Source organism: Porphyromonas sp. HMSC077F02, assembly GCF_001815465.1.
GTDB classification, from domain to species: Bacteria; Bacteroidota; Bacteroidia; order Bacteroidales; family Porphyromonadaceae; genus Porphyromonas_A; species Porphyromonas_A somerae.
The window spans coordinates 36404-50625 of the sequence record NZ_KV820688.1; the positions used below are offsets into that span (position 1 = coordinate 36404).

Annotated in this window: 8 protein-coding genes; 3 read left to right on the forward strand and 5 right to left on the reverse strand. The window is 49.2% G+C overall.

What is annotated here, in order from left to right; genetic code table 11:
• Window positions 1-262 precede the first annotated feature (262 nt).
• The gene (gene glyA / locus HMPREF3027_RS08505; RefSeq protein WP_018027919.1) at window positions 263-1543 is read right to left on the reverse strand and encodes a serine hydroxymethyltransferase; all 1281 of its coding nucleotides are present in this window, start codon (window positions 1541-1543) and stop codon (window positions 263-265) included.
• Between the two features lie 383 nt (window positions 1544-1926).
• Between glyA and HMPREF3027_RS08510 the strand changes: the two genes are divergently transcribed.
• Window positions 1927-3924 carry an Ig-like domain-containing domain gene (locus HMPREF3027_RS08510; RefSeq protein WP_070708131.1) on the forward strand — a complete coding sequence of 666 codons (1998 nt, stop codon included), beginning with the start codon at window positions 1927-1929 and terminating at the stop codon, window positions 3922-3924.
• Between the two features lie 129 nt (window positions 3925-4053).
• Here HMPREF3027_RS08510 and HMPREF3027_RS08515 read toward each other — a convergent pair whose 3' ends face one another.
• Window positions 4054-6255: a RelA/SpoT family protein gene (locus HMPREF3027_RS08515; RefSeq protein WP_070708133.1), complete on the reverse strand. Its 2202-nt coding sequence runs from the start codon at window positions 6253-6255 to the stop codon at window positions 4054-4056.
• A 316-nt stretch (window positions 6256-6571) separates the two neighbouring features.
• Between HMPREF3027_RS08515 and HMPREF3027_RS08520 the strand changes: the two genes are divergently transcribed.
• The gene (locus HMPREF3027_RS08520; protein WP_070708135.1) at window positions 6572-7756 is read left to right on the forward strand and encodes a hypothetical protein; all 1185 of its coding nucleotides are present in this window, start codon (window positions 6572-6574) and stop codon (window positions 7754-7756) included.
• A gap of 36 nt (window positions 7757-7792) precedes the next feature.
• Entirely contained in the window at window positions 7793-9457 is a 1665-nt protein-coding gene (locus HMPREF3027_RS08525; protein WP_070708137.1) for a hypothetical protein, read from the forward strand.
• A 113-nt stretch (window positions 9458-9570) separates the two neighbouring features.
• On the opposite strand, the gene HMPREF3027_RS08530 is transcribed toward HMPREF3027_RS08525, so the two are convergent.
• The 3 genes from HMPREF3027_RS08530 to HMPREF3027_RS08540 are packed head-to-tail and all read right to left on the reverse strand — an operon-like array spanning window position 9571 to window position 14217.
• The gene (locus tag HMPREF3027_RS08530; protein ID WP_246830571.1) at window positions 9571-10749 is read right to left on the reverse strand and encodes an exo-beta-N-acetylmuramidase NamZ family protein; all 1179 of its coding nucleotides are present in this window, start codon (window positions 10747-10749) and stop codon (window positions 9571-9573) included.
• Between the two features lie 11 nt (window positions 10750-10760).
• Window positions 10761-12695 carry a hypothetical protein gene (locus HMPREF3027_RS08535; protein WP_070708141.1) on the reverse strand — a complete coding sequence of 645 codons (1935 nt, stop codon included), beginning with the start codon at window positions 12693-12695 and terminating at the stop codon, window positions 10761-10763.
• A 7-nt stretch (window positions 12696-12702) separates the two neighbouring features.
• Window positions 12703-14217, reverse strand: a complete 1515-nt coding sequence (locus HMPREF3027_RS08540) for a zinc-dependent metalloproteinase lipoprotein (RefSeq protein WP_070708143.1) — start codon at window positions 14215-14217, stop codon at window positions 12703-12705.
• Window positions 14218-14222 lie beyond the last annotated feature (5 nt).

Sequence of the window (14222 nt, forward strand, 5' to 3'; positions counted from 1 at the left end):
AACTAACCGATTGCCGAGATGCAACAAAGCAAATGCTTAGTTTCAACTAACCGATTGCTTAGTTGCATCTCAATAATCGATAATATACAGTGCTGTGTTTCAGTGAGTTGCAAATGGGCTTTTGATGCCTTCCAATAGGACTGAAAAAATCAATGCAGAATATACACAGCCTTTGTTGGGTATAGGTAAAAAAGCTACCCCCGAGAGAAGAGGTCTTCTCGCGGGGGTAGATATTTATATTATGTATATGAGTGATGAGGGATTACCAAGCGAATAGAGGTCTGTGGCTCATCATCTCATTTACCTCGGCACGTACCGTGGCAATTACCTTTTCATCGGTAGGTGCGGTGAGAACACGATGGATCTTACGAACCACTTCGCGTGCTTCCTCCTCCTTAAGGCCTCTGGTGGTGAGGGCTGGTGCTCCTACGCGGATACCACTAGTTTGGAAAGCCGAGCGGGTGTCAAATGGTACCATGTTCTTATTGATGGTGATATCGGCTGTGCCGAGTGCAGTCTCTGCCACACGTCCGGTAAGGTCGGGGAAGTTTTGGCGGAGGTCTACCAGCATCAAGTGGTTATCGGTACCATTGGAGATCACCTTATAGCCTAGCTCAACAAAGGTCTCGGCCATAGCAGCGGCGTTCTTGAGTACTTGCTTTTGGTAATCCTTGAACTCTGGCTGTAGTGCTTCGCCAAAGGCTACTGCCTTTGCTGCGATGATGTGCTCTAGTGGTCCACCTTGTAGCCCTGGGAATACGGCAGAGTCGAGAAGTGAAGTGAAGGTGCGGGTCTCACCCTTCTTGGTCTTCTTGCCCCAAGGATTCTCAAAGTCTTTGCCAACGAGGATGATACCACCACGTGGGCCACGGAGGGTCTTGTGTGTAGTAGAGGTGACTACGTGAGCATACTTCACTGGGTTTTTGAGTAGACCAGCAGCGATAAGTCCTGCGGGATGTGCCATATCTACCCAAAGGATAGCACCTACCTCATCGGCAATGGCACGCATCCGCTCATAATCCCACTCGCGAGAGTAGGCTGAGCCACCACCTACGATGAGTTTTGGCTTGTGCTGCTTTGCGAGCTTCTCCATCTCGTCGTAATCAATACGACCATCGCTCTCCTTTACGTTGTAGGCTACTGGATGATAAATGATGCCCGAGCTATTAACTAGAGACCCGTGGGTGAGGTGACCACCGTGGTCAAGGTTGAGTCCCATGAAGGTATCTCCTGGCTGTAGGCAGGTGAGGTAAATAGGGTTATTGGCCTGTGCACCAGAGTGGGGCTGAACGTTGGCCCAGACAGCTCCGTAGATCTCTTTGAGCCGATCAATAGCCAGCTGCTCGGATTGGTCTACGATCTCGCATCCACCATAGTACCTCTTGCCAGGGTAGCCCTCGGCATACTTATTGGTCATCACGCTTCCCATCGCTTCCATCACTTGGTCGCTCACGAAGTTTTCGGATGCGATAAGCTCTAGACCCTTTGTCTGTCTCGCTCTCTCTTGTGCAATCAGGTCAAATACCTTCTCGTCTCTTTTCATGTTTCTTGTAAATTGCAAGTAGTATAAATATTGTGTATTTCTCTTAAGTCATTGGTTGTTCCCACAAAAGTATCTCTTTTTTTTGACTCTACAAAAGATGCCACCACTGTTGTTAGTTTGTCATCAAGCGAGAATTATGAGTGGACCCAAAAGCTCTCTATATTATTAAGAGAAAAATAGCAATCTCTCCCAGGGGTTACACATTAGAAAAGACTATTGTACGAATGATGATATACAATCTGTTGAGGTCCTTACCCGTAGAACCTCGCTATAAACCATACGGTAAGAACGTTCTAATGCATAACCCCTGCAATCTCTCCTTAATACCCCTTTCAATTGCTCGGAATTGACTAATTTTGTATCGTATTCTGTTTGATAATGATATGAATAAAGATAATCTTCGGACCGTCCAACTGGTCCTCACCCCGCTTCTACTCCTCATAGGGATGCTCTATGGGTGTGCCAATCGTGTGGCTCCCGATGGAGGACCTTACGATGTTACGCCGCCAAAACTAGTTGGCGCCAAGCCCGAGGATAAGGCGCTCAATGTGACTAAAAAGAAGGTGGTGCTTACCTTTGACGAGTACGTACAGATAAAAGACGTCTCTAGCAAGGTAATCATTTCCCCACCACAGCTCCAGCAACCAAAGATTATGGCGGTTGGGAAGCGGGTCACCGTTGCCTTGGAAGACGATTTAATACCCAATACCACCTACTCCATCGACTTTACTGATGCTATTGTGGATAATAACGAGGGAAACCCTCTTGAAAACTTTTCTTACGCCTTTAGTACTGGCAATGAAATTGATACCATGGAGATCTCGGGTAAGGTACTCAATATCCGTAACCATGAGCCGATGCAAGGCCTATTGGTCGGAATACAGCCAGATAGTGCTGGTTGGAATGCCTTTACCGATACTACCCTTCTCCGCATGAGTCGCACGGGCGATAGAGCACAGTTTGTAATGCGAAATATCAAAGAGGGCAAGTACCGGGTCTACGCACTCAAGGAGAGCGATGGCAACTACCGTCACGATATGCCTACGGAGGGGATTGCTTTCCTTGATAGCCTCATCACCACTACCAGTATGGCAAGCACACGGCAAGATACTCTTTGGGTGGATAGCCTCACGATTGATACCATTAAGACCGTACCCTACACCCGCTATCTGCCCGATGACTTGGTGCTCATGTACTACGAGCCACAGACACCACGGCGATATATCAGCAAGCGTGAGCGTCCCGATTCAATGCAGATAAAGCTCACTTTCAACCTGCTTCCAAAGGAGGGGATTGAGGTCAAGGCCTTGGAGCTAAAAGACTCCCTACTCAGGGAGGTAGAGGGCACTCCGCCTATTTACGATCTCAATCAGGAGAAGCACGAGGCCACTGCCTTCTTCACCGACCCACACTGGAAAGGAATTAATCAGTTTGTAGTTAGTTACCAATCGGTGGATAGCCTCAATTTGCCTACTCAGGTGAGCGATACCCTAAAACTGAATCTCCCTAAACCGCCAAAAAAAGAGACTAAAGAGGAAAAGGAGGAGACAAAAGAAAAGGACAAAAAGTCTAAGCTGACCATCAGGATAGAACACAAGGGCGATGGAGGGGTCAACGACTCCATACTCTTCCACACCTCACTACCTATTGATACTACTGCCTTTAAGGCCTTTGAGCTATTCAATGCCAATGACAGTATCCTGAAGCCGCTGCCTATAGACTCTATCTGGATGCTTCCCGACCGAGCTACTAGCGGTATGATTAAGGCTCGCTTGCAATACAATACCTCGTACGAGCTCTACGTGGATAGTGCTAAGTTTGTTGATGTCTATGGACATCACCTAGCCGAAACGGCCGTCGATGCTTTTAAGACGCAGCCCAAGGAGGAGTTTGCACAGCTCACTATTGATATTTCGGGCGTTGAGGGTCCCTTTATTGGCGAGCTATTAAGCACAGATGATAAGCCTATTCGCACCATTGTCACCGACCAGTCAAAGATACTATTTGCCGACCTAAAGCCGCAGAAGTATGCCTTCCGACTGATCATTGATAGCAATGGTAATGGACAGTGGGATCCAGGTAGCTACCGCGATAGCATTCAGCCTGAGCAGGTCTACTATATGCCTAAGATACTGGAGGTGATGAAGAATTGGAAGGTAACAGAAACCTTTACTCCACTCACTACACCTATAGACCAGCAAAAGCCAAAGGAGATGATCAAAAATAAACCGAAGGCAACGGAGCGGAAAGACCGCAACAAAGAGCGTGAAGAAGAGCTGAAAAAGCGGAGAAGTGGCGCAGGCGATCAAGGTGGCATGAACACCGGCATGGGCGGACTAGGTGGACTAGGCGGTATGATGCCAACGGGTAGTCAGTACTAGCCACGTTATCGTACCCCTTTATAACAGAGGCGGGAGTGCACCTAGGTGTTCTCCCGCCTCTTCACGTATGTGACCGAGCCCGAATTCCGAAGGCAACGAAGTAGATCGCCTTCAACCAACAGTCTCCAGTTACAGCCGCTCCACGCTCTTGACCCCGCTCACCTCTCGCACTGTTTTGAGGAGAGTATTCACCTGAGAAGGATTATGGAGGTGCAGATTAAGCAGAGCTTGAAAGAGTCCATCGGCCGACTTAATGCTGTAGTCTCGGAGAGTCACTCCCTCTACCGTTGCTACTTGATTGACCACCGAATGCACAATGCTCAGGTTGTCGTGCCCTACCACTCTCAGCACAATCTCTACTCCCTGCCTAGCATCTCCCTTCCAGCGCGCCTTGAGGATTCGATATCCGAAGCGATTAAACATATCTAGGGCATTGGGGCAGTCCATGCGATGAATCTTTATCCCCGATCGAGAGACAAAGGCAAAGATCCGGTCGCCATAAATCGGGTTACAGCACTTGGATAGCTGGTAATCGACGCCCGAGATGCCATTATCAATGGTCAGAATATTGTCATCCTCTTCCACTATCTTCTCAGCCTCTGTACGGGCAATGTATTTATCAGCTGATAAGGGACCCTCATCACTCCCTTGCGAAGGTGCCTCCTGAGCCTGCTTGTACTCATCAAGGAAAACATTGAGGTCTATCCTCCCTTCATTTACCTCGTGAAAGAATTCACTCGTCACCTTAAGCCCCTTTTTCTTCAAAAGGCGGACGAATAGTGCCTCATCATACTCCAGCTTGCGATTGCGCATACGCCGGTGCATCTCCTCTTTGGTGATCGCGATGGCTCGCTCCGACTCCACTCGTAGAGCTTGGCGGATCTTGGAGCGTGCTTTACTGGTCACCACAAATCGGAGCCAATCGGCACTCGGTGTTTGGTTGGAGGAGGTATTGACCGAGACGGTATCGCCATTATTGAGGGGTTGCCGAATACTTACATTCCGCCCATTGACCTGGGCAGAGACGGTCTTCGCCCCCAACCCGCTATGGATAGCGTAGGCAAAGTCGAGCACGGTTGCCCCCTTAGGGAGCTTCACCAAGTCTCCCTTAGGTGTAAAGACATAGATCTCCTCATCGTAGAGGTTCATCCTAAAGTTTTGGATCAGCTCCTCGGGGCTTGCCGACTTATTTTCCATCGCTTGCCGCACACTGGTCATAAAGTCATCTAGCCCCGTTTCACTCTTCACCCCCTTGTACCGCCAGTGAGCTGCCAGCCCCTTCTCAGCGATTTCATCCATACGCTCGGTGCGGATCTGCACCTCTACCCACTTCTGCTCTGGACCCATCACGGTGATATGGAGGCTCTCATACCCATTGCTCTTGGGTATGGAGAGCCAATCCTTTAATCGCTTAGGATTGGGCTGAAACATATCGGTGATAATAGAGTAAGCTTTCCAGCATTGGCTCCGCTCTTCCTCAAGAGGAGCGTTGAGTATCACCCGGATGGCAAATAGGTCGTAGATCGCTTCAAACTCTATCTTTTGCTTCACCAGTTTATTGCGGATCGATGAGATGGACTTTGTTCGTCCCTTAATAGAAAACTTCAAGCCCACCGCCTTCAGAGCCTTCTCTACAGGCTCTATAAACTTAGCGATATAGGCATCACGCGACCGCTTGGTCTCTGCTAGTTTATCTTTGATAAAGTTGTAGGTGCTTCTATCGGTGTACTTCAAGCACATATCCTCCATCTCACTCTTGATACTGTAAAGCCCCAGTCGGTGAGCCAAAGGTGCGAATAAAAAGGAGACCTCGATGCTGAGGTCGGCTTGTCCCTCGGCATCCAAATGCTTATCGGCGAGTCTCAATTGCACCAAACGGTCGGCAATAAGGATCAAAATGATCCTCACATCCTCGGCGAAAGAGAGGAGAAAGTGACTGAAGTTGTCACTCGTTATCACTGTGCTCTTGGAGTAAAGGTCACCCACCTTCTGCAGAAGCTCAACAAGGTGTAGCACATCCTCTCCAAAAAGTTCTCGCACTCGTGATTCTTTCACAGCACCTCTCTGCACTGGTAGCTGTAGAAGTAATGCAATGATGCTGGCACCGCCAACACCAACCTCCTCGGCAAGTGCTATGGAGGTCAGTAGCTTTTGCGAGAGCAGTGGTAAGCCAAAGCGATCCATCTCCCCTCTTGTCTCTAGCTCGAACGATTGTAGGATAGGGACTAAATCCTGAAGCTCCTTATCCGAAAGGTCGTGAGGTAGCTCTGCTAGCCTCTCTAATAGTAAGTCCAATGAGACCAACTTATCCAATTCCTTATACCTCTTCATCTCTCCTGAATTTACCAGCGTCACCAACTAATTGTATGCTAAGGTACAAATTATACTTCAATTTGCCACAATTAACGGGAGGACGGAGTTGCTCATTTCTGTTTTCACTCATTAATGTATGAGAAAAGAAAAGTGGAACTCTCCCTTTGGATTAAACCAACCACTATATATATGAGTCATAAGAACAGAAAAAGACCCTTAAGAATACATAAAAGCGGTCAAAGTGTTTATAGGATTACAAAATAATGGTATCTTGCGTGTAGCAATTGACATTAATAAGCAAGTTTAGAACAGATTTACAATAGGAGGAAATATTATGAAGAGGTTTGACTTATTAGCAAGAGGGCTCTTACTGCTCTTTATCGCTTCGCCTATGGTTTCGATTGGTGCCAGCGCACAAGACGATGCCTACCTTACCCCTTCGAGAGCTAGGGAGTTGCGGAAAAAGGAGGCAGCCGAAAAAGCAGCCCTTCAGAAGAGAATGGAGGAGAAACGTGCCGCCGAAATGGCCCGAAGAGAAAAGGCACGTGCCGAATATCAAGAAGATGTCAAGGATTGGTATAATCGGAGAGATATGAAGGTAACCATCGAGGAGATGGAGGAAAATCTAGACCAGCTTGATGGCACTACCGACGCCCGAGCAAGAAAGGGCGGTAAGTACAGCAATCGGATACGCCGTTTCGATCGTCCGAATGAGGATAGGATAGTCCTCCAAAATGTACAGCAAGTCTATGTGCTAGATAGCTACGACTACTATGACCCTTGGACCAATAGCTACTACGGTAGAGATTGGAATAGTGGGGTCAATATCATCATCAACCAAGGGGCTCCATGGAGATCCACTTGGGATTATTACGGCTATGGACGCTGGGGTGCCCCTTACTACTATGGCTACTACAGTTGGTATGACCCATGGAGTAGCTATTGGTACGACCCTTGGTACTATGGAGGCTCTAGATACTACTGGGGCTACAGACGTCCTTGGGGTGGCTTCTACGCCGGCTGGGGTGGCTACTATGGCGGATACTACGGTGGATACTACGGTGGTTACTATGGAGGCTATGCCAATAGCTACTGGAATGGCTACAGCGATGGCCGATACGATGGTCGTCGGGATAGATACTACAGCACTCCTCGCTCTAGCTATGGCAGAAGCACAGGTAGGTACTATGATAGAACCTCCCACAATGCTATCTACGGACGTGCCCTTGGCAACTCAAGCCGCACAGTAGAGGGCTCGGGCTACTACGACCGCAGTACCCGTAGCTTCAGCAATTACGAAAACGCTAACCGCAATAGCAATAGGTACAATAGCAACAACCGAACGAGTCGCTGGGATAGGAATGCAGCTAATCGCAATTCAAGCTACGATAGAAATAGCACCTACTCTGCACCTACCCGCAGCAGTGGCTCCTACAGCTCACCATCGAGAAGCACTAGTAGCAGCAGTAGCTCATCAAGCAGTGGTACCACTCGCACTACTACTGGGCGCCAGAGATAAGTGTCAATAACCCTTTACTAATAGAAAGGTATACCAATGAAATATACATATAGATTCTACTTATTACTCCTAGCAACTACGCTAATAGGCACCTCCAATCTTTGGGGGCAAGCCTCATCAGATGCATACCGCAATGTCCAGAACGGAGTAACTGGGACCGCACGAACCAAAGCGATTGGTGGTGCAGCAGGTGCCATCGGAGCCGATGCTGGAGCAGTTTATACCAACCCTGCTGGCTTGGCCTTGCTATCTCGCTCCACATTTGGGATAGGTATGGACTTTGGAAAAGACAATAGCTCGGTAACTACAGGTGATCAGACCATTGGTCGCACTCTAGGCCTCTCAGCACTGAATAACATCTCATACTTCAGCCGTGGGTATCATATTCCAACTAATGGCGATAACTACCTAAAGCTCAATTATGGTATATCCTATGGGCGGGAATACAATTATAAAAGGGACTATGAGATGAACTCCTTTGCCCCTAGGTTTAGCATTACAGATCTCATATCAGGTAAGGCTAACTATTTGGGCTTAGGGAAAGAAGCCTACATCAGGACAAAGACCTATGATCCATTTCAGTCCAATGTCAACCCTATGGTGGCACTTGCCTTAAATGGAGATATCATTGAGTTTGCCGAGGTGAAAGACAATGCAACGGGCAACATCATAAGCCAAGGATACAACACAAAGTTTAACGACAAAGAGACGCTCATCCCTTGGAAAATAAGAAGTAGCAATCTCAATGTCAGCGAGCGTGGGCATCGCAACTATACCGACTTCACCCTCGGTATGAATCTAAATGATAGATACTTCTTTGGGGCAGCATTGAGACTTGGAACTATGACCTACAGTCGTGCTTCAATGCTTCGCGAGGATTTTGATGATAGGAAAGACAATAATAATAGTTACTTGGAGTATGGCACTAGCCTTGATGTTACTGGTAGCTCTATAGCTCTCAACTTAGGTTTTTTGATGGCCATTAGCGACTATGGTCGTATAGGTATCTCCTACTTAACGCCTCAGTATGCTCAATATAAAGAGCTGTACTCAGGCACCGTAGCTAGCTGGCACAATGGCATTAAAAACCCTAAGAACCGCTACTACACCTTCCCTACTGATGAGTATAGAAGCGAGTATGGTATGATCACTCCAGGGAAGCTAACCGTAAGTGCTATGGCGTTCCTCTCAAAGTATGGAATGGTCTCTTACGACTTCCAATACCGCAATCTTGGTCACTCCAAGATACTGCTTAGTGGTGCTGGAGTGAGTGGCGTTTCAGACTTCATCAAGGAGGATTATGGGGCAGAGCTAACCCATCGAGTTGGGCTAGAGGTAAGACCAATCAATTGGCTCTCTCTACGCACTGGCTACGCTTATACTGGCAATCCACTTAAGTCTGAGCCTCTTAAGAAGGAGGCTGAGGGTGGACTAGACTACGAGTATCCTGCTAGCGGTATGATTGCCGACTTTATCCTGCCACGTAGCTACCAAGCCATCACTGGCGGTATAGGATTTAATATAGGAAGAAGTACTACACTCGACCTCGCCTATGTGCACGAGATTCGCAAGGAGAGAGCTTATCCCTTTACTGGTTGGACCGACCCTAAAGACCCTGAGAAATCCTTTATTGCAGTTAAGGGCGGTGACCTCAAAGAGACCAGAGGTAGCTTCGTTGCCAACCTCACGTTTAGATTCTAAGGCTACCAAAGCCTAAATAAAAAGGACCTCCCACCGAGGTCCTTTTTAATTGCCACTAAATTCCACCACCTCAAGAGTACCTTATCGGATAGGTTGAATAACAAGGGATGACTTTATTCGGTGTAATCTGGGTAGAGGAGGTAGTGGGCGCGGAGCTGCTTGTAGGTGGTGAGATCGCTTTGCCAGCTTTGGCGGATCTGGTCGGCAGTGAGGCCTCTTTGAATTTGCAGGCGAAGCTCTCCATTTCCAGCTAGGAGGTCGAAGAGCTTGGGGCGTGCAAAGAAGCGGATGCCGTGGGTTTGGCTTATTTGGTATGCTTCGATAATGAGGGGTAGGTAGATGCCCTTTGGCCATTCTTGGGGTTGAAGGGTGGGACCGTAGCAACGCTTGCCGCTGTGCTTGGGCTTTGTGGCTCCCTTTGTGGGTTGCGGGGTGAAAGTGTGGTTGCCTAGGTGGCGATTGGGGTAACCAATTTGCTCAAAGGGGTGTGAGGTGCCTCGCCCTTCGCTCCAGCTACTGGCCTCGAAATAACAGATGGTTGGGTAGCAGTGTATCGCTTTGTCGGAGCGGAGGTTGGGGCTTGGTGGAAGGGGTAGAGAGTAGGCTTGACCGTGTTGCCACCCTCTTACGGGGAGCACGGTGAGCTGTACTTGGACTTTGTTTTTGAGCCACCCTTCGCCATTGATCATCTGGGCTGCCTCGCCTAGGGTAAGCCCGTGGACAGCGGGGATCGGGAGTAGGCTGACGAAGGAGCGGTACTTCGTGAGCTTTCTGACGGGGCCGTCTATGGTGTCGTGTGGATTGGGGCGGTCGAGCACGAGGAGCGGAATCTGCTCTTCGGCACACGCCTCCATAAGGTAGGTGAGGGTGCTGATATAGGTATAGAAGCGGACGCCTACATCTTGGAGGTCGAAGATCATTAGGTCTATGCCTTTGAGGTCGCTTGGGGTGGGCTTCTTTTTTTGTCCGTAGAGGGAGATGACTGGTAGCCCAGTGGCACTATCTTTGCCTGAATGGATGGTAGCTCCGGCATCGGCGGTGCCACGAAGTCCGTGCTCGGGGGTGAAGAGCTTGGTTACTTGAACGCCTTTGGCAAGAAGGGTATCGACGAGGTGGGTATGTTGGGGATTGGAGAGGATACTGGTGTGATTGACCGTGAGGGCTACTCTCTTACCAGCTGTATAGGTAAGTATTTGCTCAATTTGATCGGCACCCACCTCTACTTGGGCTGAAGCAGGGTAGAAGAGGAGGAGAGTAAGGAGCATTGATAGATGTAGGTGTATTGGTCTCATGCTGTATACTGTTATGAAAACTTGAAGATGACTACTTCGTAGGGGGCAAAGAGGTAGTGGAAGTGGCTACTGAGGCGCAGTCGCTCTTGGGTGACGCTTTTTTCGTAGTGGGCAAAACCGGCTGGGGTAAGGCTGGTGGTGGGTTCTGTGGAGGTATAGGAGAGTATCTCTACTGAGGTGAAGTTGCTATTTTTCCCCTTCAGTTTGATTTGGTAATGTAGGGGGTGACGGGTGACATTGACTGCCTTGAGGTAGTAGGTCTTTTTCTCTTTATCGGCGGTGAGTGAGGTAATCACATCGCTCTGGAGACTATTATTGCTATCCCATCGGCAGAGGTTTTCGCCACGAAGCTGTGTGAAGTCGCAGAGGTATTGGTAGAAGAGGGTGGGGTGGAAGGTGCCAGACTTGGCCTCTATAATAGGGAATTGCTCCTCGAGATCGGTGGCAATGAGTGGGGTGAGACCGAGGGCTTGGAGGTAGGGGGTGCGTCGCTCTGCTAAGATCATAAAGGCGGCACGTAGGGCTAGAGGTGGTAGAAAGTAGCCCTTGGTGTAATCGGTGTCAAAGGTGGCTTCGCTCATCATCTGTGGGTAGAGTAGCTGGTCGCGCTGGGTGATGAGGGAGTCGATGTGGGCGAGGTTATTGTAGGAGATCAGGGGGAGCACGAGATCGAATGGGTAGTCGCTATACTCATTGTAGGGCGATCTATCTGCAGCACTGATGAGCTGTAGATTGGGGTAGATGGTATCAAGCTTATCTAGGAGCTGTGTCAATCGACGGTCGTATTCGGCACCTCCAAGTCCGTACCCAGGCTGTATGGCGACTTGATGCTGGGGGGCTTTGGCGAGTAGTTGCTCGATGTAATCGATCCGTTGGGGAAGTAGCTTGATATCCTCTATCCTCTGTATGGTGGATGGGTCGGAGAAGCCGAAATTGGTTACGATGATAGGAGTGCTATGGAGCGCATGGGCTAGCTGTAGTAGTTGTGGGTAGCCGAAGTGGTGGGTATATTCATTTTGATTGAGTGTCCAAAGAGGAGCCAGTAGCTGTATGCTATCAAGGTACAGAGGGTAGTTGCCCGGGTAGAGTCCATTGGCGGTAGCTCCAGCGGGAAATCTTACAAAGCTGGGGTGAAGCTCGGAGAGTAGGGCGTAGAGATTTTCATCTAGTCCATATTGCTCTTTATACCCTACCTTTTGGAGCAAAAGATCGTCAATGGTGACGGTAGCACTGCTTTGGCTTGTCCAATAGCTGATGCTATCTCTTTGGACAAGGTAGGGCTCGCCCTCGGTGGCTTTGATCTCTAGAAATAGTGAGGGGGCGGCATCTGCTTGGGTTACCTTTAGCTGTCCGACTAATCTGCCACCCTCGGAAGTGGGGGTGAGGGTGAGGGGGGTGCTTAGTTGCTTCATCTCGGCATCAACGAGTGTGGCAATAATGGTGGCGGGTCGAGTACTTTGGGCAGTGAGGGTGAGGCGATAGCTCTCTCCAGGGGAAATCTCTACACCTCTGAGGTTTTGCCGAATGCCTACTAAGCTATCGGTGCTACTGACGTGCGCTAGTAGGTAATGCTGTGATTTATCGCCGGAGATGCCGATATTTTGACCAATCAATTCCCAACCAAAATGCTGTTCGGGTAGTGGGTAGGGCAGTCTGGAGCCATTGGGAGTGACGACTTCTCCCGTCGCTCTATCATATCCACATCCCTCAAGGTGGGAAGCCAATTCCCACCCTCCATTGAGGAGTAGGTTGTTGCTCAATAGATCCTTGCCCCCGCTTCCAGGATCTAGGGTGACCCCAATAGGTAGCTCTCCTCTATAAAGTGTGGGAAGGTCGGTATCGATTAAAATGACCCCCACAAACGGTTGTCGCGACTCACAGCCTACCATAAGGAGTGTGAGGAGCGTGAGCAGAGCTGATATTTTCCTCGTACTTGGGTGCACCATATCGCCTCTACCGTATAAGCTGTGTACGGCAAGGAATTGCCACGGGGGTACCCTCTACCATTACGCGTTGGTGGGGTGAGTAGCCCTTGAGTAGGCTTCTAGGTGATGCCACTTTGATCCCTGGTGTGGTGTAGGTATTGTAGAGCACCTGTCGCATACGACTGACTTGGTTGGGTGTCCACTCGTCGCTGTGGCAGAAGTCGTAGTCCATTATATTGGTGGCTTCGAATCGCCCGCTCTGGCAGTCATTACGCATCAGTAACCCGATTATCTGCACTAAACTGGTGGTCCCCGAAGCAATGATATCTGCTCTACTTTCCTCGTATTGTTTTCGATTGTAACTTTGTGTATCGGCACAATAGTCGGTGTCGTCGCAGCTATCTAGCAGGAGGTTGCCATCGGAGCCTACCACCTCAGAGAAGGTGTGATAGAGCCCGAGGTAGTGCCCTAGTTCGTGGGCTAAGGTGTTTTTCCCTAGGTCGGCTTTGAGAAAGGTCTCCTTCCAGGTACGCCACTCAAAACCATCGGAGTTGAGGGTGATACAGTGGTTGTAATTGGAGAATTGGTCAAGACCGCCATGCTCTTTGATGTACAGCTCTTCTTGGCTACCGAGTTGCTTTAGTCCCTCAATGGGTGCTGAGGAGAGGGCAAGGGGCATGTGTGAGATGCCCATCACTACTTGGTCTGCTCGCTCTTGGTGGCGGGTGAAGGGGAATACGTAGATGTTGATGTACTGCTTGATGGGCCACGCCATATCGTGGTAGCGACCACCAGCTTTGTCACTCATGACTACTTTCGGGTCGAGTGACCGCTCATCCATGGCGATGGCATTGATGCCAGCAGGGCTTTGTCGGGTGCCATCGGGCTTTTCATTGGCCAGCTTGAAGCGGATTTTGGTCTCAAGAGGGAGATGATAGACCTCTTGCTGGCCTTGCTGATATTTCCTTTTGATACCTCGGTAAATCTCATTGCCTACTTGACGAGGTTGCTGGCCAAAGAGTTGGTTGATATACTCTAAGATAACTTGGGCATCGGCACTATTAAGCACATACTTTCGGCGTAGGGTATCGGTATTATTCTTATCCGCCTCATTGTAAAATACGTGGAAGATGACAGGGATTTCGTAGAGGACGGTTTCAATATTAGTATCTCCACCCAACTGCTTGACCTTGACAGCGACGCTTTGGTTACTGGTGCTAAAGGTCAGCTGCCCTGTACGCTCTTTCCCTGTGAGGTTGGGTGTCACTTTAATGCCAACTACGGTACGGCTAATGCCTCCCATCTGACTATTGGTGGAGAGCCAAGAGGCATCGCTATTGACCTGCCACTCTTCGGGCGAACTGATCACTACCTGAAGGCTTTTTATGGTGGTATCGGTGGGGTTGCCATTGGCATCTGCAATCAGCTCCTCTAGTGATGCCGATAGCTCTTTGATACTGGTCTCTTTGGCACAAGAGGAGAGGGCTATCGCCAAGAGTAGCAGTAAGGGGCTCAGCAGAAGTGGTAAACTGGCTCTTTTCATACGTC

Bases quoted from the DNA above. Each gene is read 5' to 3' on its own strand.
- glyA (WP_018027919.1), bottom strand. From the start codon at position 1,543: ATGAAAAGAGACGAGAAGGTATTTGACCTGATTGCACAAGAGAGAGCG.
- HMPREF3027_RS08510 (WP_070708131.1), top strand. From the start codon at position 1,927: ATGAATAAAGATAATCTTCGGACCGTCCAACTGGTCCTCACCCCGCTT.
- HMPREF3027_RS08515 (WP_070708133.1), bottom strand. From the start codon at position 6,255: ATGAAGAGGTATAAGGAATTGGATAAGTTGGTCTCATTGGACTTACTA.
- HMPREF3027_RS08520 (WP_070708135.1), top strand. From the start codon at position 6,572: ATGAAGAGGTTTGACTTATTAGCAAGAGGGCTCTTACTGCTCTTTATC.
- HMPREF3027_RS08525 (WP_070708137.1), top strand. From the start codon at position 7,793: ATGAAATATACATATAGATTCTACTTATTACTCCTAGCAACTACGCTA.
- HMPREF3027_RS08530 (WP_246830571.1), bottom strand. From the start codon at position 10,749: ATGAGACCAATACACCTACATCTATCAATGCTCCTTACTCTCCTCCTC.
- HMPREF3027_RS08535 (WP_070708141.1), bottom strand. From the start codon at position 12,695: ATGGTGCACCCAAGTACGAGGAAAATATCAGCTCTGCTCACGCTCCTC.
- HMPREF3027_RS08540 (WP_070708143.1), bottom strand. From the start codon at position 14,217: ATGAAAAGAGCCAGTTTACCACTTCTGCTGAGCCCCTTACTGCTACTC.